Below are 22,155 nucleotides of genomic sequence, written 5' to 3'. Positions count from 1 at the left end.
CCTCAGATTTTCCTTTGCTCACGTAAATATGCTTCAAATATACTTCTTCGAATCAAAACTTTCTTTCCAATCTTATAGACTGCTCCAGCTTCATGTGCCATGCGAATAACAGGTTTCATTCCCAACCGGTAATACTCACACGCCATATTGTAGGTCACATAGTCATGGCTCATAAATTCCAGATCTTCATCGTCAATCTCATCTGAAAACATCCATACATTACCGCTCATCTGTCTTCTTCTCCTTATCTTTTCCTGTTGCCAGTTCATGGAAACGTTCCAGGTAATCATCAAAAATATCACGACGAATCAGTACCGTTCCATCAATTCTGTAAATAGCTCCTGCATCACTGGCAAGCTCTAAGAGTTTCTTATGAGAGATACTGTAAATAATCTCTGCCTGTTGATATCGCAGATACTGTCGGCGTAATTTTCTTAAATGTTCCGGAACTTCCTTCATACTTGTAATCGGTTTGTACTTTTCATTCATAATGCTTTCCTCCAAAATTAGATTTACTGTTTTACAGAAGTTGACTGCCGGAATATAATTTTTCCACGAAAAAAAGCACCTCTTAGATCAACTCTAAGAAGTGCTCTTGCTTCATTGCCAAACCCGTGTCTTTCCACCTAAAATTCGTCATGCTTCATAACGATTCATTATTATCCCAAATTTTGTTGTCAAATTGTTGTCAAATGCGGTCTGACATCATGGTTTTAGACATTTTATATTTAATTTTAGTACAGCTTTGCACCAGCCGGAATGTGGTTATCAACCATCAGAAGATGAAGTTTTTCTTCTCCTTCTTCTTCGTGGATTGCACTAAGCAACATACCACAGGATTCAATTCCCATCATAGCTCTTGGAGGCAGATTTGTGATAGCGATCAGTGTCTTGCCTACCAGTTCTTCTGGCTCGTAATAAGCGTGAATACCGCTTAAAATCGTACGATCTGTGCCTGTTCCGTCATCCAGAGTGAACTGCAGAAGCTTCTTGGATTTCTTAACAGCTTCGCATGCTTTTACCTTTACAGCTCTGAAATCAGACTTGCTAAAAGTATCGAAATCTACAAATTCTTCGAATAACGGCTCCACTTTTACCTTAGAGAAATCGATCACTTCTTCTTTCTCCGGTGCAGCTTCAGAAGTGCTGTTTGTTGTCTTGGAAGCTTTCTTATCAGCGTCCAGTGACTTCATTGTCGGGAGAACATTTGTTTGCACTTTATATTTCTCCAAACTGATTTGCATCCATTTATAATTCATTTTTTAATAAGTTCATTTTTGTTCGGATTTATGCAACTTTTTACGTCTTTTTGTTGTCAGATTGTTGTCATCCATCCTATTTTGTTGTCCTACCTGAAAGTCCCATTTAATATGGACTCTCTTCTAAAAAACATCTAAATTTTTTGCCAGATTTTCAATAGATTCTCTGGTACTTTCTGCATTTACTTCTGCGTAGATATTCATGGTTGTCGATACATCTGCGTGTCCCATTAACTGCTGAATAATTTTTACATTCGTTTCATTCTCACATATTCTTGAAGCAAAAGTATGTCTAAATATATGACACGAAAATCTTGGTAACATAATAGGCTTACGCTTTTCCTTCTTTGCTTCTACTTCCTCTTCAGCATTATGAGCATCCACGATTCTCTTAATAGCTCTATTGATTGATGCCGGATTATGTGGATTACCAAATCGGTTAGTAAAGATGAAGTTTGTCATGCCATCAACTACTGTATCGCAGAAGCCTTCTTCTTGCTGTCTTTCGTATTCCGATTTTAAAACATTATATATAGGTTCCATCATCGGAATGACTCTTTTTCCTGCCTCGGTTTTGGGCAATGATACTCGAAACTCACATACATAAGTTTTTTCTCGCCTTGGATAATATGTCAAACTATGATTAATATCAATCATTCGATTCTCAAGATTTACATCATCCCATCTCAAGCCAATTGCTTCTCCAATTCGACATCCAGTTCCTAATAGAAATGCAAATAACGGATACCATGTGTAAAAGATAGGACTATCAGCAACATAATTCATAAATGACCTCTGCTGCTCTACGCTTAAAGCGTGCCTTGTTTTTTTAGTTCCGCCATTTCGCTTCTTTATTTCAGCATACGCTCCATCGGTAGGATTTTTTCTTATTATATCATCCCTAACAGCCAACTGAAACGTAGGATGTAACACCGTATTTATACTTTCTATCGAACTAATCTGCAATTTCTTCTCAGTTATAAGATAGTTGTAGAAATACAAAACATCTGAATATTTTATATCTCCAATTTTCTTCTTACCGAATCCATCTCTAATGAAATGATTCCATGTGTAAAGATAGTTTGAACGAGTAGTGCTTCTCAGCTCAGATTTAGTTGAAATATAGCGGTCAAATACAAAATTCAAATCTGCACTTCCTGCTACATATACATCTAATCCATCCAGCTGATCCCTTACTAACTGTTCTTCACGTTCTCTTAATTTTGCAAGATTATTTGAGTATATGAATTTTCGATTTCCAAACACATCGTTATATGAATAGGAATATCTCCCATCACTTTTTCGATAGTGTTCGCCTTTTCTCAAGGCTCTTCCTTTTCCATCCTTTCTTGTTGCCAATGTACTCCTCCTTTCTAATACGAAGGAGTCCTTTGCACCTAACACCTATTCAGGATTTTCTCCTGAATACATGACTTAACAGCTTGCGTTACTGTAATATCATGATTCTGCGCATACTCGACTAAAATAGTAAATTCCTCTTCGTTAAGCCTTATAGTAACTCTTTTATCTAACGGCTTTTCACTCTTAGGTCTTCCCATCTTTGCCATCCTATGCACCTCCTCATATAGATATTATACTTTTTGTCTGCCAATAAGTCAAGTGTATTCGTGCAAGTTTCTCCATATATCTTTGAATTTACTTATAGAAATCTTCATCTGTTATACGGAATGTCTCCAGATAAGCGTCCAAAATGTCTAAATTCACCAGTACCAACTGATTGACCTTATAACAGGCTTTCGCATCCTTAGCTAATTCCTGAAATTTTGTCTTTCCCATTGAATACATCTCAGCACCTTCTGAATAACGGACAAATCTTTTATTATTAGTTTTCCTCGTTTTCGCATCCATTTTCTACTTCCTCCATAATCATTTTTCTTGCTGCAGATAAAAGATCCAACTGTAATATCAAACTTCTGTCTATATCATCACGCACCGGTGAATTCTTCGGAATATAACCTGTTTTTCCTCTGATCTTCCCTTTAGAAACAGTCTGCATGTCTTCTGGTATAAAATCCGACTTCGCTTTCAGTTTATATCCCTTTACATCTTCTGGATTAAGTTTCACATGCACAGGATTGTCTTTGAGTTTCGTGCTTAATGGGACAATGCATACCTGTGGTGCATACTCATGGTTACTTCTATCACACGAAACTATTACTCCCGGTCTGATACCGCTTTGAACTCCATGCGGATTATTTCCAAAATCGACATATACAACATCATATTTTCTATATTTCTCATATCTTCTTTTCATCAGAACGCCTCCTTAATATTCAGTCCAAGTCTACCCTCATCCACTGTGACGATTATGCCTCCAGCCTCTACAACTTCACAAACCTTCACATACGCATCCAGAAGATTGACTGATACTGCTGCCATATTGGCAATTACTACACCATCAACCTTTTTTCTTCGGATTTTATCCACAATATCGCTCCATTGCCTGTCAACATCTCTTTGAGAAAATCCATGTCTTCTCATTGTTCCAACAATGCAATACTCCTTGTTTTTCACATACTCATGGATATATTTGCTCTGCTTATCTTCCAGATAATCTACTTTCCTAAGTGGTGCTTCGACTGATAAATACTCTATGCATTCTATTGTCTTACGAATTACTTTGTTTTTATTTGCCATACATTCATCTCCTAAACTATCGCTTCCGCATTTTCCAGCATAAAGAGAAAGGAAGCTGTAAAATACGCTCGCTTCTCTTTTTCCATTTTGGCAAGCCTTGTATCGATGGATTTACAATCCTCCCGTTTATTTATCCCAAGAATTGTATTTGCATCAACTTTATAAAGTTCCATTAACACATAAAGACTTTTCATACTGAGATTTCTTCCACCCTGTTCCATCTGAATCAATGTGGAAACGCTTAATCCTGTTACTTCTGATAACCGTGTCAAGGAATACCCTCTATCTTCACGCAGCTTACGGAGTATCGGTCCAACTACATAACCATCATATTTCATCGCTATATCCTCCATCGACCTTTGCCATTTCTCTTAACATCTCTACAGCTGCATCTTCTGTCTCATACTGACCAAGCCACTTCCCACTTGAATCATGTACAACTGTTCCGAATGCAGTCTGTGTAAATCTGCAATCCTTCACAGCCGGGACTTGTTTGTCCCGACCGGAATGATTTTCTGTTGTCGCTCTACCAAAGAACTCCGTTAGCATCCAAAGTCCTCTGCATGAGATACAATAATTGGCACCGGACCGACTTCAAGAGAATAGAGCCATATGCCCATATCTGTGATGGTCTTAACAAATTCTTCCAAATCATAAATGTCATCGGTGATCTCATTCAGGCTTCTGACTACTACAACCTCAAAATCTTCCTCTTTAAGTATTGCAAAGAAAGCATTCAGTGCTTCTCTGTCATAGTCTCTTGTTATCGAGCGGTCACAATATGCATCGTTAATTATTACTCCGTTAGGCATTGCCTGATCACGCATATTCTCGACCATCTGGACTACATTGAGTTCTGCTCTGCGGGACTTTATAAATGCAATTCCCTTAGCAAGCTCCTGATTATCTGTACCTTCGTTTCCCACTACGTTAAAATCTCTTTTATTCATTTTGTTATCTCCTTTACGATTTCGTATTGGAGAGTTTTGGCGCCTCCACTCTCGTGGTGTGCTGTTCCTTAGCACATGTTTATGGTACTCTATTAAGAAAACCTATGCGCCCACTCTAAAGACTATCTTTTCTGATTTGTAGTCTTTAAAAGACTATTTTTAATTTCTCCCTCTATTCTTCCAGTCACCATTTTTAAATTGTTTACTAATTCCACCATCTCCGGCGAATAATTCATGTGTTCTTCTCCAAACAACAAAAAATCAGCAGAGCAATCCAAGATTTGTGCAATACAATACAATTGTGGTATTGTACAATTTGCTTTTCCACTTTCAATTCGAGACATTTGGTTCTTACCAATACCAAGATAGCTTGCCAACTCTATAGCTTTCATATGTCTTGATTCTCGTATATCTTGAATTCGTATACCAATTTTCGAACAAGTATCAGAATCATATTCTTTTATCTCTTGGATCACTCTGCTCACCTCCCTTACAAAAAAATAAGGAGCCTCTATCATTCAAATATTGAACGATATCGGCTCCCTTTTGCCCTTATCAACTGCCAATTCAGCTGATGTATTATTTAACTTGTATTTTATCTGCCCGCTGTTTTTTTACGGAATAAACCACAAAATTTCCATCTTTATCTCTGCGCACTTCTGCATCATGACCATTTTTAGTTGCTGCCTGTATCTGACGAAATAATAAAACTGTTTTATCTTCTTCCATAAGCACCTCCTATAGACTAATCCATAAATTGATTACGACCATTTATATCTTCAAACAAATCGTCTGTATAATCATCGCATTCTTCATTCATAGAAATTTTCATATTACTATCACGAACACTTCCATCAGGCGATAAAAAAGTGAATTCTTCTATAAATTGTGCTTGCTCCATATCAAATAGCATAATTGTAATCCATGGTTTTACACAAATCCCCTCCAAGGTATCTTTAAGTAATTTATAGAATTTTCTATTAAAAACCACAAACGATAATTTATCTGCTTTGACTTCATCCATATAATATAGTCCTAAAACCATCAATAATTTCTGTCTTAGTTTTATTGTCTGTTTACGAATGGCTTGCTGTTCCGTACCGAGCATTGTCCAAAACTCAAATAGCCATTGTCCCATAGTGTTATCAGAAGTAACGGCATCAGTAGCAATTTCCCAATCAGGTCTATAATGATAATTTAAAGCATTGTAAACCTGAGGTGTCATTGGGACCTGAACTTTATACCCCCTCTTCATAATCTCCGACAGTACTAAGTCAGCTGCATTTTTTTCAAATGCTCTGTATTCTTCTGTATCCACTTTTCCATTTAAATTACGCTTTTTCATGCCATGAGCAGACATAAGCATTTCAAAGGTAACTCCACTATTTGGATCTGCATTCTCCGCAATATTAAATATTAAAGCATCTGAATTTTTGCCCGTTGTTTTTTTGTTTACAATTCTTGAAAGCGTAGACGGATTAACCTCACACTTTTTTGCGAACTGTGACATACTAAGCTCTGGACCTTTTGCTCTCACAACTAATTCTGCCAATCTATCCTTATCCGGAGTACTTATTCTTACATATTCTGATAGAATTGATAAATCTCTTTTCATTAATTTGCTTCCTCCTTTCACAAAGGATACCATAGATTTTGCGTGTAGTCAAATCTTTGCACAACATTTGCATATCAAAGCAAAAACTTTCTATTTTTTGCATGAAAAGATATTTATGCAAAGTACTGTTTATTTATCAAATGCCCTCAACATTTTATCAATTGCCTCTCTCTGGGCAAATGTTATCTTATTTTCCTGTCTGCCCCTTTTGCCCGATATGATATAATCCATACTGTGCTCAAATATCTGTGACATTATATATAACTGCTGTATAGTGCAATTTGCTCTACCATTTTCAATCCGTGACATTTGGTTCCTTGTTATTCCCAATTCCGTTGCCAACTCAATGCTTTTCATATTTTTGTCTAGTCGCATTTCCTGTATTCTCTGCCCTATTTCAAATTGTACATTCTTATCATATTCTCTTATTTCCTTGTTCATATTGTCCATCCTTTAAAACTTGTTACCGTTAACTCGTTTGAGGACGGACAATAACTCCCTAGATATGTAATTTTCAGCAAATAAAAAAGGACACATGAAAAACAGTCCCAGTCCTCAAACTGGTTTCTAATTTTTCATGCGTCCTTAGGATGGCACCTTTGCGTATCATCAGCTTACGCTTATTGCAAGTGTCTCCCATATCATGATGACCACTAATTTAATTGTCTTGTCCTGTTGCGACCAAATATCTGCCGCACCATCTGATGTCTGACTGTATGTATCAGATATAATACTTATCCTGCTCTACTTTATCTAACAGTTCACCTTCCTTGAAATTCTTCAAGGTCATTACTCTGCCACAATGGTGACATTTCATCATTACTCTCGGCAGTACCGGATAATTTCTGTTACCTGTAACCATGTATGAAACTTTCATACTCTTTTTGCACTTCTTACAATAAAAATCTATAACTTTTAACTCTTTGTTCAATTCAGTTCGCTCCTTATTCATACAAAATCATCAATCTACAATTCTGTACTCGTAAAGGAAAGGGAAATCACCTTTGCAAGCCTGTTGCCGGGAGTTCCGATGAATGTCTGCACATTCCCCGGCTTTGCTGATCTAAAGCCAACTGATATGAATTGTGCTGTCAGCACACAATCACATCAGGCTCCGGCTCTTTCCATAAACCACATATTGTTATCTTCATAGAAAAGGAATATTTCCTTTCCATCTACCACACAGGTATAACGCTCTCCAACGCCGCCAGCCCTTGTACTGGCTGCTCTGCGCTTGTCTTTTACTCGTGTAATCTCATACTTTCTGCCATCTTCCCATGTTATCTCTTTGGGAATGAGCAGTCCGTCCTTTGAAAACTCTGCAAGTACATCAACATATACCTTATTGCTCAATGTAATCACCTTCCTTACAAGATTGCTATTGCTCTGGAAGCATCCATCTTCCTTGCTATATAGCCTTTTTCTTCTAATATTTTCAGATGTGCATAAACACTTGAAGTCGATGCCACCCCTACCATCTTGCATATCTCCCTGATAGTAGGAGCATAACCATTCACACGCTGATATTGCATAATGCTTTCATACACATTCTGCTGCTTCTCCGTCAATGGTGCTCTGTCTACCAGATCAATTCTTGCTGCTTCGCTCATGTTCCGCCTCCCTCTTTATCCAAAATACCCATGTGGATGTACTGTGTGTTCTTCTTTTGCATTGACTGCCGACAGAATCCTGTCCCGGTACATGAGTCCCCTCTGGATACTGTAAAATCCAAATCTTCTGCGTATCTCATCCACCGCTGAATCCATCTTCATCTGCTTTTCACGCTTCTCCACACTTGAGAACAAATCAATCTGTTCCCAATAATTATCTGTTACTAAGTCTGCACCTCGGACACCAACACTGCGGATCGGCTTGCTCCAGTTATAGTTTTCCTTAAATATCTGATAAGCATATGCAGCTATCTCTCCGGTGATATTCGTTGCATGGTCAATCTTTTTCTGACGAATAAAAGAGAATAACTCATTATCCCTGACACTTATCTCAACCACTCTGCACCGGAATCCATTCTCACGAAGTCTTGCTGCAACACTCTCAGCCAGAATATAAAGAACAATCTTTACATCCTCATCACATACTAAATCCTTTGGAGTCGTTGTGCTGTTTCCCACCGATTTGATTGGAGCGTGGGTATTCTCTAGCTTGACAGGTGAATCATCATAGCCATTCGCAAATGACCATAAGATACTGCCCATCTTTCCAAGGTGACTGTTAAGCACATCTTCATCTGCTCTTGCAAGATCACCTATGGTTTTAATACCAAATAATGCAAGCTTTCTGTTCGTACTTTTGCCAACGTATAGAAGATCTGCCACCGGAAGTGACCATGCCTTCTGCTTAAACTCACTCTTATACATAGTTGTGATTGCATCAGGTTTCTTATAGTCTGAACCAAGCTTTGCAAATATCTTATTGAAAGAAACACCAACACTTACTGTGATGCCAAGCTCTGACTTCATTCTCCTGCTGATTTCCTGTGCAATGAGCAATCCATCCCCTTTAAGGGAGCTGCTCCCTGTCACATCAAGCCAGCACTCATCAATTCCATATGGCTCCTGCCTGTCCGTATATTCTGCATATATCTCATGTGCCATTCTTGAGAATCGAAGATATAAGTCCATTCTTGGTGAAACAAACGTTATGTCAGGACAGACCTGCTTTGCCTGCCAGAGTGCCATTCCTGTTTTCACACCGTACTTCTTGGCAATATAGTCGGCTGTTAAGACAATCCCATGTCTTGCCTCCGGGTCACCGCCTACTGCCAGTGGCTTTCCTGCAAGCTCCGGATGATGCAGATGCTCAATCGAAGCATAGCAACAGTTGATATCTGAATGAAGTATTACCCTGTCTCCCATCTGCATAACCTCCTGCTGCATTTAATCTGTCACTACCATAACCTTTAGTCCAAGTATATGAGTAATGTTCCTTACAGGGCATAGTATAACCCCAAGAATAATCGACTGTCAACGGACACATGTGTCCTTTTTCTCATTATATTGGATTTTTAACTTGAATAATTGGCACTATTGCTATATACTATGGAGTGAAAAGAGACATTTGAAATCAACAAAATGAAAGAAAAGAGGCGTATGTATGTACTCAATCGGAGAAATCATTTCAACATATAGAAAAAAGAAAGGCTTGCTCCAACAGGATCTCGCTGATGAACTGGCAAAGGAAGGCATTACCATTTCCTATAAAGCCATATCCAACTGGGAGAGAAATCTTGCTGAACCAAGCGTTACCATATTTTACAAAGTGTGTAGAATCCTTGGTATTACTAACATGTATGAGGCATATTTTGGAGTAAATCCTGCCGATCCTTTCTCATCACTAACTGATGAAGGCAGGGAAAAAGCTATGGATTATATCAATCTGCTCCACGCATCCGGAATGTATGAAAAGCAGACTGCTAAGATAATTCCATTCCGTAGCATTGATATTTTTGAAAATGCTGTATCAGCCGGAACCGGTAACTTCCTTGTAGATGGACCGAAAGAGACTGTACGCATAGATGAATCTATCCTGCCAGAAGATACTACTTTCGGTGTCCGTATTAGTGGTGACAGTATGGAACCAGAATTCCACGATGGTCAGATTGCATGGATATTACAGCAGGAATCTGTTGCTAATGGAGAAATCGGCATCTTCGCTCTAAACGGAGAAGCCTATATTAAGAAATTACAAAACGATAAAGAAGGAATTTTCCTTATCTCACTCAATGAAAAGTATGCACCTATCAAGGTTAGTGAAAATGACCGCTTAGACATATTTGGAAAAGTTCTTGGAAAATCTGATGCTTGTGCTATTACAGGACATTGCCGATAAAATTGCAAGTCATTTTTATCGGACACATTATTTTGCATAATTGACAATAAGAAAATATCTATAGAACTGAAAGAAGGGATTTTTATGGCGGTTACCAATAATATAAGAGAAATACGTGAACAGCGAGGCATTTACCAGGATGACCTTGCCGCTGCTATTGGATACAGCACCAAAACTGTCGGCAGGATAGAGCGTGGGGACAGCACCCCATCTGCCGAATTTATGCTGCGGATATCAAAGTACTTTAATATGCTGGTGGAAGATGTATTCCATGTGGAAGATTGAGTCGGAGCAGCAATCCGGTTCACCTTCTATTTTGGACAGCTTTTCATGTCCTTATCAACAACTATAGTTTTTTTGATAAAAAGAGATAAAATCAATATATCCCTTTTCCCCAATTTTTACAACGGCATTGTAGGGCTTTTTCTCTTTGTTTTTGATTCCTTTTACCAGGGTTTCTTTTCCCTCCAGTAATTCTTTTACATTCGTTTTGGTTAGTTTTTTCTTTCTAAAATGTTCAGCTAAAGTAAACTTACATTCAGGATAATTTGAACAACCATAAAACGATTTTTTTAATACAATATTGTTGCCACACTTAGGACATTTTCCTACAAGGGGTCCCGAGCGCTTAGTGGGAATTTGTACCCCTTATCGATACAAATTCCCCGTAGGCGCTAGGGACCTCTTTAGCTTCTTGGAAGCTGTCAGTAGTATATCTAATAATTTATCTCCATTCCCTTTAGTAACGTGTAACTTTCCAAATTTAAAAAAGCGACTCATAGAATTATTTCCTCCCGTTAAATAATAGATAACTATTAAAAATAGACAATACTTGCTCATAAGTAATGGTACTTAAATTGTTTACTTTGGCGTGTTTCATTGCTTGATGAAACTGATTTTTAGTAAACAGTTGACGATATTCTCGATTGACCCATTTTGAAACAAAGTACGTATATAGCTTCCAATATTTATCTGGAACATCTGTGGTATGGCGGGTAAGTTTTATTAAGACACTGTTTACTTTTGGTTTAGGATGAAAGCATTCCGCTGGCAGCTTAAGCAATTGCTGAATCGAGACTTGAGTGTGCAAGAGCAACCCTAGTGTTCGGTGAATATCCAAGGTACGCTTGTAGAATCCTTCTTCAACAATCAGATAGATGTCAGACGCACGGCTTTCAAAAACCACTTTTTTAATAATTTGTGTGCTTAAATGGTAAGGAATATTCCCAACAATTTTATACCTCTGTTTGTTAGGGAATTGAAACTGTAGAATATCTTGGTGAATTAAAGTGACACGAGTATTCAGTTTTAATTTTTCTGACGATAAGTTGAATAGATGACTGTCTAATTCAATAGACGTTACCTGTTTACTTATTTTAGCCAGTTTCGTCGTTAAATGCCCTTTACCTGTTCAAATTTCGTAAACGGTATCGGTTTCTTTTAAATTCAATTGTTTTATTATTTGGTTGAGTACTTTTTCACTCGTTAAAAAGTTTTGAGAATATTTTATATTTTTGTTCATGTAATCACTCCTGAAGTGATTACATCTGTAAATAAATACAGAAGTTAAACGATTTGTTTGTAATTTTAGTTATCTGTTTAAAAAGTCATAAGATTAGTCACTGGTAGGAATTAATCTAACGTATTTATTTATCTGCGTAATCACTGTTTTTAGTCTGTTTCAAAACAGTAGATGTTTTATCTACATTACACATTTGGAATACCAACATGACGAATCCCTCCTTCTTAATTACAAATTTTTAGCATCTAATTTAACTTCAATTCCTATTATACAAAATTTTAAGATAACAGTCAAGAACATATCTGCACAAGTTGTAGATATACCATAAATGCTGATAATCAACATGATTACGCTTACCATCAAATAAGTAAGTGTTTCTTGCTTATTAAAATTATCCATAGTACAACGTGAATTCCAGAGAAAAAGAGAAATCGCACCAAGAATAATACTTAAAACAAAAATGACATTTCTTTTTTTACTGTCACGGAACATTTTCTTTTCATTTTGTTTGTCAAAATAAAGAAAATCACGTATCGTCATTTTACTTATTCTTCTTAATAGATTAAGCAAAACCAAAACATAAATAGTTAAAAAATAAATTATCAATAGTCCAATAGAAACGAAATTCAAAGAAATAAAGAGAGTTTTTGGAATACCCAGTAAGTTTACAATTACTAACGACACAAACTGGCTGAATAAAAAGCCAATAGGAATAGCTAATACAAATGCTAAAATTCCCAACAGTATATTTTCAATTACAACTAAGTGGGCAATTTCTTTTTTCTTAATGCCAAGAAGCATATATGTTCCTAATTCTTTACTTCTTTTTTCAAACATAAATTTCGTTGTATAGTTGATCAAAAAGCATATCACAAAAATAATAAGAATATTTACAGCGAACAATGAATTCTTAAATGCATCCATACTGGAACATAACTTTACAATTTCATCAGAATTTGCCACCAAATTAAAAGCAAATATAAGAGAAAAGGATGCAGTAACGGTTATCAGATAAATCAAATAATCTTTAATATTTCTTTTTGTATTTCTATACGCTAACTTACCTAACATTTCCCACTTCACCTCCGAGCAAGGTTAATATATCCAGTATTTCATTGAAGAAATCTTTTCTGCTTTTTTCCCCTCTGAAAATTTCATTGAATATTTTACCGTCTTTCAAGAACAAAATACGTTCACAGAAAGACGCACTAAACGGGTCATGTGTTACCATTAAAATAGTAGCCTGCATTTTCTTGTTGATTTCAGACATTGTTTCCAGTAATAATCTGGAAGCTTTTGAGTCCAAAGCTCCCGTCGGTTCATCAGCTAAAATCAGTTTCGGTTCATTGATTAAGGCTCTAGCACAAGCACAACGCTGTTTTTGTCCGCCAGAAACTTCATAAGGAAATTTCGATAAAATATCACGAATACCCAATTTATCGGCGATAGCATGAACTCTTTTCTCAATATCAGTAGGGTTCTGTTTGTTGATAACCAATGATAAAGAAATGTTTTCTCCAATCGTTAAAGTATCTAAAAGGTTGAAATCTTGAAAAATGAACCCTAAATTTTCACGTCTGAAATCAGCAAAATCTTTATCCTTGATTTTGGTAATATCTTGATTATTGACTGTAATGTGTCCGCTGGTTACAGTATCAATCGTAGAGATACAGTTTAATAGGGTAGTCTTTCCAGAACCACTAGCTCCCATGATTGCGACAAATTCGCCCTTATCTACATACATAGAAATACCGTCTACTGCCTTTGTGATATTTCCAGAGTTACCCCCGTAGTATTTTTTTACTTGCTCTAAATTTAAAATGTGTTCCATTAAAAATCGCTCCTTTCTTCCTGCCACATTTATTTGTTTTGGAATACAATTAAATTATAGCAAGGGCAGTATTCAATTACACTTACAGTTTTGAAAGTAAACAGAGAGTAAAAGAGCCGTGATAATGCAGATCACAATTTTGTGAAGCATTTCCACGACCCTTTTATTATAATTTTGCCTTTGTCTTTTTCGTAATGATATAAATATATTCTTCTGGTGTAGGGCGTTTATTCCCAAAATACTTTTTGAAATTTGCCTGCACCTCTGGGTCGGTGCTATTCATAGCTTCATCAATCGTAGCTTCAATATCCGCCCGAACATCAGCCAATGATACACCGCCAGCTTTTGCACCAGCTTTCAATGCCTTTTTTATATCTCTTTTGTTCAGTCCTATCATATTCATACCTCAATTCTACTTTTTAAAGCTAATAAGTTTTCCATTGTATTTTACAATGATGAATATGATATAAAACACTCCTACAACAATCAAAATAAGACCTATGTAATAGCCTAATTCAGAATGAGAGATTAAATTGATAATCGGCATAACAAGAATACCAATACTAACCAGTAAAGTGCCTATTCCTATTTTTTTTGTAAACACCTTTTTATCTTTAGGGTCAAGTTGTGTATAATGATAACCATGTAATAAAGTAATATTCTCTTTTATACCTATTTGATAAGATGTAAAAAGTAAAAACAATCCTATAACTATTTCAACAATCAATTCCTCTAATTCCATAATCGTTCTCTCCTTTAATCAAAATAAAATAATTCTTCAAATTTTTTATCTAAAGCTATACAAAGCACTAATGCCAATTTTGCTGTTGGATTAAATTGTCCAGTTTCAATAGAACTAACTGTATTCCGAGAAACCCCGACTAGTTCAGCTAATTCTGTTTGTGATAATTTTTTTTCTTTTCGTACAGTTTTTAATCTGTTTCGCAAAATTAAATGTTCGTCCATTCTATAAACCTACCATTAAAAATTTATAAAAGTAATACCCCATAAATAGAAAAAAGAATAAAGCAATAACAAATTTGGATTTATTTTTTGAAATATGTGCTTCATAACCCATAGAGCCAAATGCCACAGACCCAATAATTGTCATTATGTCATAGTAAGGTTCTTTACAAACTGCTTTAATGAAAAGAATTAAAATGCAGATAAATAAAACAAACATTAAGCCAAAAGATTTCCCTTGAAGTTTAATATGTTTTTCGTATTCATCAAGATATAGATTCTCTTTTTTGTTTTGTGATAGTATTTTTTCTTTATCCATTATATAACGCTCCCTTCAAATAATACCAAGTACACTTGTCATTTATATTATAGCATTCGGTCATTACAAGTCAATATTTTTGCACAGTTTTCTTGTCGTTTTGTAAAAGCGTGCAAATCTGATAGGAAATGCACGCTATATCATTTATCCTACAATCTTCCAGTTACTATCCTTATGTAGCACAAGCTCATACTGCGATACCTGCGTCGCTTTTGTCTGATTATCAATGAATTTTACCGCAACCTTGACTTTCACATTGTCGCCGTCCTTTATAAAGATAGGGTTTACCAGTTCAGAATAAAGGTAGTCCCTGCCGATAGGTTCAATCACATTTCCCAATACATAGTAAGCAAGCTCTTTTTCCGTCGCTGTTGGGTACAGCTTAAAGAATGTTTCCAGAAAAGCGGTAGCGTCATTTACCGTATCAGCGTCCACGCTTGCGTCTGCTTCTGGTGTCTTAGGCTCATAGTCTGATTTTTCAACTGCTGGTGCAAGGGTAGGGTTTTGAACGATTACCATATCCCCGTCTGCGTCCACATAGACTTTTACAGTATAGGTTGCTTTCACATTGCTTGTCTGTTCTCCCTCTTTTATCTGCTGATCTACTTCGTAGGTAGCAGAAAAAGTGTCCGCTCCCGATTGCTCGATATGCCATACAATCACATCTGTAACCGTGGAGCTGGTCGGTATATCGGTTCTAATGGTGTCTACATTTAAGTCCTGCAATTCCTTTGTCAGATAACCGCTGATTGCCTGCGTCCTTGCTTCGATAGCTTCTTTGCTGTTATCCCATGTGTAATAGGACTTCGCAAAGTTTTTCACGAAATTTTCTATCCCGTTGGTGTCCTGCAAGCAAAGTTCAATGATTTCTTTTTCATGGGTGGTGTGCTGGTCGATAGCCGTAAAATTCTTATACACCCCAAAGCTCACGCTTGCGACAAGCACCACCCACAACGCAATCACGGTTTTCTTATGTGTGCCTACCTTGACAGTACGCACCTTTTTTTCTTTTGGTTCTTTGATAGTTTCTGTCTGTTTCTTATTCTTCTTAAACATATTTTTCAAGTCCTTTCTATTGTTTTACTCGTCCTGCACCGATTAAGTGCTGTTGCCAGTAACTACTACTTAGGTCTGCATATCCTATCGGGTCGCCTGCGTGGTACATCTGTGTCGGCGAAACAAGAATACCGACGTGTGTTACATACGAACCAGCGTTATAGGTGGAATGGAAAAACACCAAATCGCCTGCTTTTGCCTGCGAGAGTGGCAGATGTTGGGTTGCGTCATACTGTGCTTGTGCTGTTCTCGGTAAGGAGATACCAGCTTTTCCATAGCACCATTGCGTCAATCCCGAACAATCAAAGGAAGTATTCGGGTTACTGCCACCATACACATACTTCCAGCCTTGATATTTCAACGCTTCATTCATTACCTTTTGTGCCAGTTCTCCCGATACCTGCGGAACTGCTAAATACTGATTGACTACTTCCACATAGAACATATTTCCATAGCCATACCGCCAGCCCCCATTCTTAGCAACGGCTATCGGGTTGGTGTAGGTTACTTTCTTTCCACCCGATTTCTCACGGGCGAAGCTCTCTGCAAGATTAAAAGTGTGTTTTTTTCCTTTTCCTGCCACATATCCCACATAGCCACCGCCATAGTTATAAGACTGTATCGCTACATTCAAGTCGTCGATACCTTGATTTTTGCAGGAAGAAAGCAGGGACGCAAAATACTTACACCCCTGCTTGATTGAGCTTTCCGTATCTAAGGAATTAGGCGGTAAACCAAGACTTTCCGAACTCTGCATAACATCTTCTGCCGTACCGCCACTTTCTACTTGAATGATAGCAAGTAACACATTGACATACTCGGAGATACCGTTTTCTCTGGCGTATTTTTCTACCATAGGCTGATGTTTCAAGACTTCTGCGGATAGGTTCATACCCGTAATGCCAGAAGAAAAATTGCTGTTCTCGTCGTCGCTGTCCGCACTAATGAGGACGCCAAAGAAAAGCACCAGAGAAAAGAGGATAGGAAACAGACTGCCAATGATAGCGATATGTTTCAGTTTCATTTTTTCTTCTGTCCTTTCTTCGTTACAAGGTTACGGGTTTTCTCTATGGTCTGCTGGTTCTTCTGGACGCTCTGGGTCTGCTGAACCTTTATCCTGCGGTCTTTGGTGTCATTCTGGCGTGTTTCCTGCGATACCACTTTTTCTACATTCTGCCTATGTACTGTCTGTGTAGGCTGGGGTGCTTTCTTATCAGAAGCACCAGAAGATAACGGACGCTCTTTGATAACATTTGTCTTGACTGGCTCACTTGCTTTCGGAGTTGGAGCTGTGGCTGGGCGTTTGACTTCCTGCATTTTTTCAACACTCGGCTTTGGAATGGTTGAAGCTGTGACTGGTCGCTCATGGGGACGGGTAGCTCCCGTTGTCGCTGATCCGTCAGCCTTTCGCTGTACCTGCCTTGCTTCTTGTGCCTTTTGAAGCTCCATACGTTTGTCAGCGATATTTTTCTTACGCTGTTCCTGCTTTTCCAAGCGTCCCGTCTGTCTGGACTGCTGTTCCTGCACCATGCCACGCTTGAAGTCGGACACGCTGGACTTTGCCTTTTCCTTTGCGGAATACACCGCATAAGCGGTCTGTGTCGGCATATCCTTGATATTCTCTTTGACAGCGTTTGCCTTGTCTTTCACTTTATTTTTCGTATCTAAAACAGCACCGACTTTTGAACCTGCACGCTGTCCCATGCTGGAAGTGGTATTGCCCCGATTTTCTTTAGAAGCCGTATTTTTTCTTTCGGCTCTCTTGCCAGCAACGGCACTTCCAGCCACCGCACCAGCTACACCGCCCGAAATACCGCCAGCACTTACCGCCCTTGCAATACGGTGTTCCATACGCCTAGCCCGATGTCGCATAAACAGATACGGTCTGCGGAATATGCGTCGTCCCATGCTTTGACTGTCGCCAGCATTAAGTGAGAACATACTCATTAAGTCGCCCAGCTTCATGTAGATACCAGCGAAACATACTATCTGCAAGAACGCCACCATAAAGAATGGGTAGTCTGTGGAAATGTTGTAAAACATACTGGAAATACTAAATGCCACCGTTACAATGAGCGTTATTCCTGCCCGTGTCATTATGGTATTAAATACTCTCACGATTGCCTGCTTTGCCATGCTTTCATAGCTCGGTATCATGGAAAGTAAAAAACTGATAGGTAAAAACATTGCAAAGATAATAAAAAGTATCTGGCTGAACAACATCATGCCCGTAAGCAAGAATACAAATATCGTGATACCCAAGTTAAAGAACAAGAGGAAGAACACCATACCCAAACGGTTCACGACCTGCGGTATTGTCAGATTGTTATTGTCGTTGTCCTCGATTTCTGTTTTCACGACTTCCTCTCTGGTTTTCCCGTCCTCGTCCTCTGGACTTGCCGATACGAGAGCTTCTACACGGTCTGTCCCGATTTCTTCTGCGTTGCTGTTCCCGAATTGAAGCAAGAGCCACGGCTGTTCCACTTGAATAGAAAATAGGCTGTCCCGTATCAAGTCCACGCTGTCCTTACCCTCGCTGTCGGAGTTAGGGAGCATGATTTTTGTTCCCAAATCCAAAGAAGCGGTACTGATGTCTGATGAAAATTCATTTATCTTCTTGATATAGTCGGGAGCATAAGCAATAAATGAAGCGGACAGCACGAACACCACCACAAAGTTGATAACAGCGTGAAGTGCTTTGCTGGTTTCCCGTTTTATCAGTCCCGTATAAGCAACGTACATTCCCACCACTAAGATAATGAGAAGCAGGAAACCAACATAGAAGCCCGTAGAAGAAAAGCCGTTCTCGGTAACGCCTGCAAGGGTCTGTATGCTCTTTCCGATACTGTCTGCCATATCATTGATGAAGTCCAGCTTATAGGCTTCCTGCACCACATAGCCCGTTGCATTACTCAAATACAAACTGATAGTCCAGACAAAGTTGGTAATGCAGTACAGCCCGTATTGTACCGATTTTCCGATACCGTCGAGCCAGTTCCACGGAAGCCACGACCAGCTATTATCGACGAAAAAATCAAGCTGGTAGTTGGAAAGGGGATATTTTGAATAAAGATTTTCTGCGTTTATGGTATCGTCTACAAGCCCCGTCGCATGAGCCACCGTCCCCAAAAGTGAAAGCAGGATAAGGGAGAGTGCCACCACGAACAGAGCCATTTTGAGAAAGTGGAAAATCTTCTTTTTTGTGAACACACCTTTTATCCTTTCTTTCATCACTCCACCTCATTTCTCTGTACGGGCGGTCTGGTATCAAAGGCGTGTAGCAGTTCTTCAAAGACTGGGTGTATCTGCACCACACCGACACGCCCGTATAAGTCCTGCAATAAGCATTGTCCGTTCTCCAAATCACGCAAGCGTTTCTGGTTGTTCTCATCGTCCTTGTCGATACCGAAAAACTCTAAGGTCTGCTTTATCTCGTTTATATCCGTGCTTCTAAATGCAAACTTTAAGCCGATATTGTTTTTCAGACTTTCCTTTGACACGTCATAGGCAGACTGGGTAACGAAATAAACGCCTGCCTGCATAGCTCGCCCAGCACGAACCAGCTTATTTGATAAGGTTTCTCCTTGTGCCACATTTAAGAACGCCCACGCTTCGTCTAAATCGACAATCTTAAAAATGCTTCTGTCCGAATGGATAAAATCAAGGGCAAAGGTACTAATCACAATCAGCATAGACACAGACAACAATTCAATGGTCGTGTATTCTTCAAAAGTGGTATCTTTATCTGGCAGTACAAGGTCGGCTACTTGAATGATATTGAGCTGATTATCCAGACTGATAGCATTTTCTACCGTACCGTCTGAAAACAGCAGGTGTGCAAAGTCGTAGTCCGTGAAGCTGTCGATATGGTCTGCGATATTTCTTGATATGGGCGTATCTTCACGGCGTAGCTCGTCTATCACATGGAGCAAGCCCCGACTGTCGCTCTGGGTAACGGAGCGTACTGCCTTACGAAGTACGGGGAATTTTTCGCCGTCCCTTGAAGAAATACCCGTAAGGAATGTTAAGATGTCGATTGCCAGACTTTCAGCGTCTTTTACATTCTTCATAATCACAAACGGGTCAAGAAGCCCTGCATTGTCCTTATCGCTGGTAAGATTTACGATATTGATTTCATGTGCAATCTCTGGGAGCGTTTCTTTCCAGTTACCACGCTCACTTTTAGGGTCTAACAGAAGTGCTTGACCGCCAAACAGCACCGCATAATATACCAGAAGATTGTTACAGAACGATTTCCCACCGCCAAGCGAACCGACAAAAGCAGACGCTAAAGCGTTGGTAACTGTACCTTTTACACCTTGACTGGCAAGGGACGGTTGCAGGTACACATTTCTTCCCGTATCAACAGAATAGCCCATATAGATACCCGTAGTTTCTCCTAACTGCTGTGTCGCACCAAAGCCAAGCCCAGCTAAAAAATCTGATTTTACATACTGCACATAGTCATTGATATATCGCTTGCTGGCTGGTAAAAATTCAGAATGAAGCCCCAGCATATCCCCAGCAGGACGCACCAGCTTTACATTGAGGTCGTCGTAAAAGTCCTTGACTTCATCACAACGGCGTTTCAGCTCGTCAAGATCGGGTGCAGACACCCGTATGACGTAGCTTAACTTATACATACTTTCTTTTGTCTGGTCTAAATCAGTTTCCAGCTCGTCCACGCTGTCTAAAGCGTCCACCACATTTGAGCTGGTTTCACTTCCTGCTTGATAGGCGTGATTATCAAGGTCTTTCAGTTCCTTTTTCTTGTTGCGGACGGTCGTTAATGCTTTCCGATTTTCCACGATTTCTACATTCATGCTCGTATCAACGGGGAATGTGAATTGCTGTTGCTGGAAATAGAAGATTTCAGACGACGGAAAATCAAGCTCTCCTACAATCGCATTGACGGTAAAATAGGACACATAGCTTTCCTTGTCCTCATGTTCCAATCGTAAATACCGCTGGCTTTCCTCAATCACACACCTTGTCGGACGGATAAGGTCGTAGTATTTTATCAGCGTCTCTTTGTTCAATTTTTTCTTTGGTAGCTGGTACTCATAATCTTCATAAGCGATACCGTCCCTGCCGTAAAGATGTTCCATGAGATACCCAAAATCATGGATTTCCAAGCGACGCACCTTAAAGCGACGGGAGATTTTATTTTCCAGTAACTTTTCCATTTTTATGTAACGGTTGATTTCATCATTCGGCATGGAAACAAAATCATTCATCAGCGTGTGGTTCACTTCATGGAGAAATTCTGTGAACGTCAGCCACACCGATTTTTTGATGTTCTTCAGATTGAGCTGTTCTTCCGTAACCATGAGCTTAAAGCCAAGAAAAAAGCGGTAGTCCACTTGATTGTCCCCAATCATAGATACTAACGCTTCGGTCTGTTCGTCTATCTTCTGGCAGGCAACTTCCTTTAATTTTCCAGTTACCAGCTTCTTTGACTGTTCCTGCATACTGCGGATTGAGCTTTCTGTGGCAATCTGCAACGCATGAATTTTACCCTCACGGGACTGTGCGATAAGCTGTCGGAAACTGTCATGCACGATAAATTTCTGCTCTGCGGATAGAAAAGAATAGTTGTATGGTATCAGCTCATAGTAGGCGAACACCTCATTGTCCTTGTTCCAGACAAGGTTATTGTCAATATATTTTATCGGGAACATAGTTCACACTCCTTACTGCCGTGATTGTTTCATTCAATATCTGCTTATGCAGTTTTACGGCTTTTCCTGCATAAGTGATTTTTGGTCGCAGGGCATAGGTTATCTGTGATTTCAAAAAGCTGTACGGCTTCTTTCCGTCAAAGGTTTTCTGCGACATGAACCAAGTGAGAGCAACGGGAATACCAAAGTATTTGAGAAATGCTCCCTCAATCATGGAAAGTGGGGGAATATCCCCAAACAGAATGATGATAAATTCCGTAATCACAAACCATGTAATCTGTGTAAAAGTAACGGGAAAGGGTAAGTTAAAGTCATTGATTGCATACAAGACTTTTTCCACGTTCCAGATACCCGTGTAGCTTTTAATCTTTTTCAAGTTCTTTCAGCTCCTTTCAAAATAGAAAAGGACAGCCATTTTCAGACTGTCCCTTAAAGAGAAATACGCTGTCAGTAGC

Annotated in this window: 33 protein-coding genes and 2 pseudogenes; 2 read left to right on the top strand and 33 right to left on the bottom strand. The window is 38.9% G+C overall.

What is annotated here, in order from left to right; genetic code table 11:
* Nucleotides 1-2 precede the first annotated feature (2 nt).
* From DWW33_RS12715 to dinB, 19 genes and pseudogenes are all read right to left on the bottom strand, one after another.
* Nucleotides 3-230: an excisionase gene (locus DWW33_RS12715; protein ID WP_015526718.1), complete on the bottom strand. Its 228-nt coding sequence runs from the start codon at nt 228-230 to the stop codon at nt 3-5.
* Nucleotides 220-489 carry a DUF6462 family protein gene (locus tag DWW33_RS12710; protein WP_118063360.1) on the bottom strand — a complete coding sequence of 90 codons (270 nt, stop codon included), beginning with the start codon at nt 487-489 and terminating at the stop codon, nt 220-222. Before DWW33_RS12710 ends, DWW33_RS12715 begins: the two co-directional genes overlap by 11 nt.
* A 245-nt stretch (nt 490-734) precedes the next feature.
* Nucleotides 735-1,205 (bottom strand): annotated as a pseudogene (locus DWW33_RS12705) (methionine--tRNA ligase subunit beta); the annotation flags it as partial.
* Between the two features lie 177 nt (nt 1,206-1,382).
* Nucleotides 1,383-2,618, bottom strand: a complete 1,236-nt coding sequence (locus DWW33_RS12700; protein WP_117813441.1) for a tyrosine-type recombinase/integrase — start codon at nt 2,616-2,618, stop codon at nt 1,383-1,385.
* Between the two features lie 38 nt (nt 2,619-2,656).
* Nucleotides 2,657-2,827 (bottom strand): DUF6290 family protein, encoded by a 171-nt coding sequence (locus tag DWW33_RS12695; protein ID WP_117788085.1) that lies wholly within the window; start codon nt 2,825-2,827, stop codon nt 2,657-2,659.
* A gap of 88 nt (nt 2,828-2,915) precedes the next feature.
* A complete protein-coding gene (locus DWW33_RS12690; protein WP_117813341.1) occupies nt 2,916-3,128 on the bottom strand; it encodes a DUF6462 family protein in 213 nt (70 codons plus the stop codon).
* The gene (locus DWW33_RS12685) at nt 3,103-3,534 is read right to left on the bottom strand and encodes a type II toxin-antitoxin system PemK/MazF family toxin (RefSeq protein WP_117813342.1); all 432 of its coding nucleotides are present in this window, start codon (nt 3,532-3,534) and stop codon (nt 3,103-3,105) included. Before DWW33_RS12685 ends, DWW33_RS12690 begins: the two co-directional genes overlap by 26 nt.
* A complete protein-coding gene (locus DWW33_RS12680) occupies nt 3,534-3,917 on the bottom strand; it encodes a resolvase (protein ID WP_117788090.1) in 384 nt (127 codons plus the stop codon). The genes DWW33_RS12685 and DWW33_RS12680 overlap by 1 nt, the downstream gene beginning before the upstream one ends.
* Nucleotides 3,918-3,928: 11 nt before the next feature.
* Nucleotides 3,929-4,255, bottom strand: a complete 327-nt coding sequence (locus tag DWW33_RS12675) for a helix-turn-helix domain-containing protein (protein ID WP_117813344.1) — start codon at nt 4,253-4,255, stop codon at nt 3,929-3,931.
* Nucleotides 4,245-4,466, bottom strand: coding sequence for a terpene synthase (locus DWW33_RS12670; RefSeq protein WP_117813346.1), 222 nt, complete (start codon nt 4,464-4,466; stop codon nt 4,245-4,247). The genes DWW33_RS12675 and DWW33_RS12670 overlap by 11 nt, the downstream gene beginning before the upstream one ends.
* Nucleotides 4,460-4,867 carry a recombinase family protein gene (locus DWW33_RS12665; protein WP_118639636.1) on the bottom strand — a complete coding sequence of 136 codons (408 nt, stop codon included), beginning with the start codon at nt 4,865-4,867 and terminating at the stop codon, nt 4,460-4,462. Before DWW33_RS12665 ends, DWW33_RS12670 begins: the two co-directional genes overlap by 7 nt.
* Nucleotides 4,868-4,989: 122 nt before the next feature.
* Nucleotides 4,990-5,343, bottom strand: a complete 354-nt coding sequence (locus DWW33_RS12660) for a helix-turn-helix domain-containing protein (protein WP_118589283.1) — start codon at nt 5,341-5,343, stop codon at nt 4,990-4,992.
* Nucleotides 5,344-5,446: 103 nt separating this feature from the next.
* Entirely contained in the window at nt 5,447-5,596 is a 150-nt protein-coding gene (locus tag DWW33_RS15725) for a hypothetical protein (RefSeq protein WP_156454676.1), read from the bottom strand.
* Nucleotides 5,597-5,612: 16 nt separating this feature from the next.
* A complete protein-coding gene (locus DWW33_RS12655; protein WP_117529004.1) occupies nt 5,613-6,482 on the bottom strand; it encodes a hypothetical protein in 870 nt (289 codons plus the stop codon).
* A 129-nt stretch (nt 6,483-6,611) separates the two neighbouring features.
* Entirely contained in the window at nt 6,612-6,923 is a 312-nt protein-coding gene (locus tag DWW33_RS12650; RefSeq protein ID WP_158565043.1) for a helix-turn-helix domain-containing protein, read from the bottom strand.
* A 280-nt stretch (nt 6,924-7,203) separates the two neighbouring features.
* Nucleotides 7,204-7,413 (bottom strand): hypothetical protein, encoded by a 210-nt coding sequence (locus DWW33_RS12645; protein ID WP_022293003.1) that lies wholly within the window; start codon nt 7,411-7,413, stop codon nt 7,204-7,206.
* 176 nt (nt 7,414-7,589) lie between these two features.
* Nucleotides 7,590-7,844: a hypothetical protein gene (locus DWW33_RS12640; protein WP_004611568.1), complete on the bottom strand. Its 255-nt coding sequence runs from the start codon at nt 7,842-7,844 to the stop codon at nt 7,590-7,592.
* Between the two features lie 5 nt (nt 7,845-7,849).
* On the bottom strand, nt 7,850-8,092 hold the full coding sequence (locus DWW33_RS12635; protein ID WP_004611567.1) for a LexA family protein: 243 nt from the start codon (nt 8,090-8,092) through the stop codon (nt 7,850-7,852).
* A gap of 15 nt (nt 8,093-8,107) precedes the next feature.
* Nucleotides 8,108-9,355, bottom strand: a complete 1,248-nt coding sequence (dinB, locus tag DWW33_RS12630) for a DNA polymerase IV (RefSeq protein WP_117529002.1) — start codon at nt 9,353-9,355, stop codon at nt 8,108-8,110.
* Between the two features lie 238 nt (nt 9,356-9,593).
* Here dinB and DWW33_RS12625 point away from each other — a divergent pair, with 238 nt between their 5' ends.
* Entirely contained in the window at nt 9,594-10,328 is a 735-nt protein-coding gene (locus DWW33_RS12625) for a helix-turn-helix domain-containing protein (protein WP_117482444.1), read from the top strand.
* 84 nt (nt 10,329-10,412) lie between these two features.
* Entirely contained in the window at nt 10,413-10,613 is a 201-nt protein-coding gene (locus tag DWW33_RS12620; RefSeq protein WP_004611564.1) for a helix-turn-helix transcriptional regulator, read from the top strand.
* A gap of 54 nt (nt 10,614-10,667) precedes the next feature.
* Here the strand turns inward: DWW33_RS12620 and DWW33_RS12615 are convergent, their stop codons facing one another.
* The 14 genes and pseudogenes from DWW33_RS12615 to DWW33_RS12540 form a co-directional block, all read right to left on the bottom strand.
* Nucleotides 10,668-10,967: a topoisomerase C-terminal repeat-containing protein gene (locus tag DWW33_RS12615; RefSeq protein ID WP_118639671.1), complete on the bottom strand. Its 300-nt coding sequence runs from the start codon at nt 10,965-10,967 to the stop codon at nt 10,668-10,670.
* Between the two features lie 145 nt (nt 10,968-11,112).
* Nucleotides 11,113-11,850 (bottom strand): annotated as a pseudogene (erm(B), locus tag DWW33_RS12605) (23S rRNA (adenine(2058)-N(6))-methyltransferase Erm(B)).
* 124 nt (nt 11,851-11,974) lie between these two features.
* A complete protein-coding gene (locus tag DWW33_RS12600) occupies nt 11,975-12,058 on the bottom strand; it encodes a 23S rRNA methyltransferase attenuation leader peptide (RefSeq protein WP_032491781.1) in 84 nt (27 codons plus the stop codon).
* 20 nt (nt 12,059-12,078) lie between these two features.
* Nucleotides 12,079-12,921 (bottom strand): FtsX-like permease family protein, encoded by an 843-nt coding sequence (locus DWW33_RS12595; RefSeq protein WP_003060411.1) that lies wholly within the window; start codon nt 12,919-12,921, stop codon nt 12,079-12,081.
* Nucleotides 12,911-13,681, bottom strand: a complete 771-nt coding sequence (locus tag DWW33_RS12590) for an ABC transporter ATP-binding protein (protein ID WP_003061398.1) — start codon at nt 13,679-13,681, stop codon at nt 12,911-12,913. The genes DWW33_RS12595 and DWW33_RS12590 overlap by 11 nt, the downstream gene beginning before the upstream one ends.
* A 166-nt stretch (nt 13,682-13,847) precedes the next feature.
* The gene (locus tag DWW33_RS12580) at nt 13,848-14,078 is read right to left on the bottom strand and encodes a hypothetical protein (protein WP_003060191.1); all 231 of its coding nucleotides are present in this window, start codon (nt 14,076-14,078) and stop codon (nt 13,848-13,850) included.
* A gap of 15 nt (nt 14,079-14,093) precedes the next feature.
* Nucleotides 14,094-14,423 (bottom strand): DUF3784 domain-containing protein, encoded by a 330-nt coding sequence (locus DWW33_RS12575; protein ID WP_003061243.1) that lies wholly within the window; start codon nt 14,421-14,423, stop codon nt 14,094-14,096.
* A 14-nt stretch (nt 14,424-14,437) separates the two neighbouring features.
* Entirely contained in the window at nt 14,438-14,647 is a 210-nt protein-coding gene (locus tag DWW33_RS12570; RefSeq protein ID WP_007286202.1) for a helix-turn-helix transcriptional regulator, read from the bottom strand.
* Between the two features lies 1 nt (nt 14,648).
* Nucleotides 14,649-14,963: a DUF6442 family protein gene (locus DWW33_RS12565; protein WP_003061887.1), complete on the bottom strand. Its 315-nt coding sequence runs from the start codon at nt 14,961-14,963 to the stop codon at nt 14,649-14,651.
* A 144-nt stretch (nt 14,964-15,107) separates the two neighbouring features.
* Entirely contained in the window at nt 15,108-16,019 is a 912-nt protein-coding gene (locus tag DWW33_RS12560) for a conjugal transfer protein (RefSeq protein ID WP_003062215.1), read from the bottom strand.
* Between the two features lie 16 nt (nt 16,020-16,035).
* A complete protein-coding gene (locus tag DWW33_RS12555; RefSeq protein WP_003059774.1) occupies nt 16,036-17,043 on the bottom strand; it encodes a bifunctional lytic transglycosylase/C40 family peptidase in 1,008 nt (335 codons plus the stop codon).
* On the bottom strand, nt 17,040-19,250 hold the full coding sequence (locus DWW33_RS12550) for a CD3337/EF1877 family mobilome membrane protein (RefSeq protein WP_003060083.1): 2,211 nt from the start codon (nt 19,248-19,250) through the stop codon (nt 17,040-17,042). The genes DWW33_RS12555 and DWW33_RS12550 overlap by 4 nt, the downstream gene beginning before the upstream one ends.
* On the bottom strand, nt 19,250-21,700 hold the full coding sequence (locus DWW33_RS12545) for an ATP-binding protein (protein ID WP_003060327.1): 2,451 nt from the start codon (nt 21,698-21,700) through the stop codon (nt 19,250-19,252). Before DWW33_RS12545 ends, DWW33_RS12550 begins: the two co-directional genes overlap by 1 nt.
* On the bottom strand, nt 21,678-22,076 hold the full coding sequence (locus tag DWW33_RS12540) for a conjugal transfer protein (RefSeq protein WP_003061368.1): 399 nt from the start codon (nt 22,074-22,076) through the stop codon (nt 21,678-21,680). Before DWW33_RS12540 ends, DWW33_RS12545 begins: the two co-directional genes overlap by 23 nt.
* Nucleotides 22,077-22,155 lie beyond the last annotated feature (79 nt).

The organism is Roseburia sp. AF15-21 (assembly GCF_003479505.1).
GTDB lineage: Bacteria > Bacillota > Clostridia > Lachnospirales > Lachnospiraceae > Roseburia_C > Roseburia_C amylophila.
This window is presented reverse-complemented; position numbering and strand designations above follow the sequence as displayed.

Coding starts and splice junctions, on each gene's coding strand:
- DWW33_RS12715 (WP_015526718.1), bottom strand. CDS start 230: ATGAGCGGTAATGTATGGATGTTTTCAGATGAGATTGACGATGAAGAT.
- DWW33_RS12710 (WP_118063360.1), bottom strand. CDS start 489: ATGAATGAAAAGTACAAACCGATTACAAGTATGAAGGAAGTTCCGGAA.
- DWW33_RS12695 (WP_117788085.1), bottom strand. CDS start 2,827: ATGGCAAAGATGGGAAGACCTAAGAGTGAAAAGCCGTTAGATAAAAGA.
- DWW33_RS12690 (WP_117813341.1), bottom strand. CDS start 3,128: ATGGATGCGAAAACGAGGAAAACTAATAATAAAAGATTTGTCCGTTAT.
- DWW33_RS12685 (WP_117813342.1), bottom strand. CDS start 3,534: ATGAAAAGAAGATATGAGAAATATAGAAAATATGATGTTGTATATGTC.
- DWW33_RS12680 (WP_117788090.1), bottom strand. CDS start 3,917: ATGGCAAATAAAAACAAAGTAATTCGTAAGACAATAGAATGCATAGAG.
- DWW33_RS12675 (WP_117813344.1), bottom strand. CDS start 4,255: ATGAAATATGATGGTTATGTAGTTGGACCGATACTCCGTAAGCTGCGT.
- DWW33_RS12670 (WP_117813346.1), bottom strand. CDS start 4,466: ATGCTAACGGAGTTCTTTGGTAGAGCGACAACAGAAAATCATTCCGGT.
- DWW33_RS12665 (WP_118639636.1), bottom strand. CDS start 4,867: ATGAATAAAAGAGATTTTAACGTAGTGGGAAACGAAGGTACAGATAAT.
- DWW33_RS15725 (WP_156454676.1), bottom strand. CDS start 5,596: ATGGAAGAAGATAAAACAGTTTTATTATTTCGTCAGATACAGGCAGCA.
- DWW33_RS12655 (WP_117529004.1), bottom strand. CDS start 6,482: ATGAAAAGAGATTTATCAATTCTATCAGAATATGTAAGAATAAGTACT.
- DWW33_RS12650 (WP_158565043.1), bottom strand. CDS start 6,923: ATGAACAAGGAAATAAGAGAATATGATAAGAATGTACAATTTGAAATA.
- DWW33_RS12635 (WP_004611567.1), bottom strand. CDS start 8,092: ATGAGCGAAGCAGCAAGAATTGATCTGGTAGACAGAGCACCATTGACG.
- dinB (WP_117529002.1), bottom strand. CDS start 9,355: ATGGGAGACAGGGTAATACTTCATTCAGATATCAACTGTTGCTATGCT.
- DWW33_RS12625 (WP_117482444.1), top strand. CDS start 9,594: ATGTACTCAATCGGAGAAATCATTTCAACATATAGAAAAAAGAAAGGC.
- DWW33_RS12620 (WP_004611564.1), top strand. CDS start 10,413: ATGGCGGTTACCAATAATATAAGAGAAATACGTGAACAGCGAGGCATT.
- DWW33_RS12600 (WP_032491781.1), bottom strand. CDS start 12,058: ATGTTGGTATTCCAAATGTGTAATGTAGATAAAACATCTACTGTTTTG.
- DWW33_RS12595 (WP_003060411.1), bottom strand. CDS start 12,921: ATGTTAGGTAAGTTAGCGTATAGAAATACAAAAAGAAATATTAAAGAT.
- DWW33_RS12590 (WP_003061398.1), bottom strand. CDS start 13,681: ATGGAACACATTTTAAATTTAGAGCAAGTAAAAAAATACTACGGGGGT.
- DWW33_RS12580 (WP_003060191.1), bottom strand. CDS start 14,078: ATGATAGGACTGAACAAAAGAGATATAAAAAAGGCATTGAAAGCTGGT.
- DWW33_RS12575 (WP_003061243.1), bottom strand. CDS start 14,423: ATGGAATTAGAGGAATTGATTGTTGAAATAGTTATAGGATTGTTTTTA.
- DWW33_RS12570 (WP_007286202.1), bottom strand. CDS start 14,647: ATGGACGAACATTTAATTTTGCGAAACAGATTAAAAACTGTACGAAAA.
- DWW33_RS12565 (WP_003061887.1), bottom strand. CDS start 14,963: ATGGATAAAGAAAAAATACTATCACAAAACAAAAAAGAGAATCTATAT.
- DWW33_RS12560 (WP_003062215.1), bottom strand. CDS start 16,019: ATGTTTAAGAAGAATAAGAAACAGACAGAAACTATCAAAGAACCAAAA.
- DWW33_RS12555 (WP_003059774.1), bottom strand. CDS start 17,043: ATGAAACTGAAACATATCGCTATCATTGGCAGTCTGTTTCCTATCCTC.
- DWW33_RS12550 (WP_003060083.1), bottom strand. CDS start 19,250: ATGAAAGAAAGGATAAAAGGTGTGTTCACAAAAAAGAAGATTTTCCAC.
- DWW33_RS12545 (WP_003060327.1), bottom strand. CDS start 21,700: ATGTTCCCGATAAAATATATTGACAATAACCTTGTCTGGAACAAGGAC.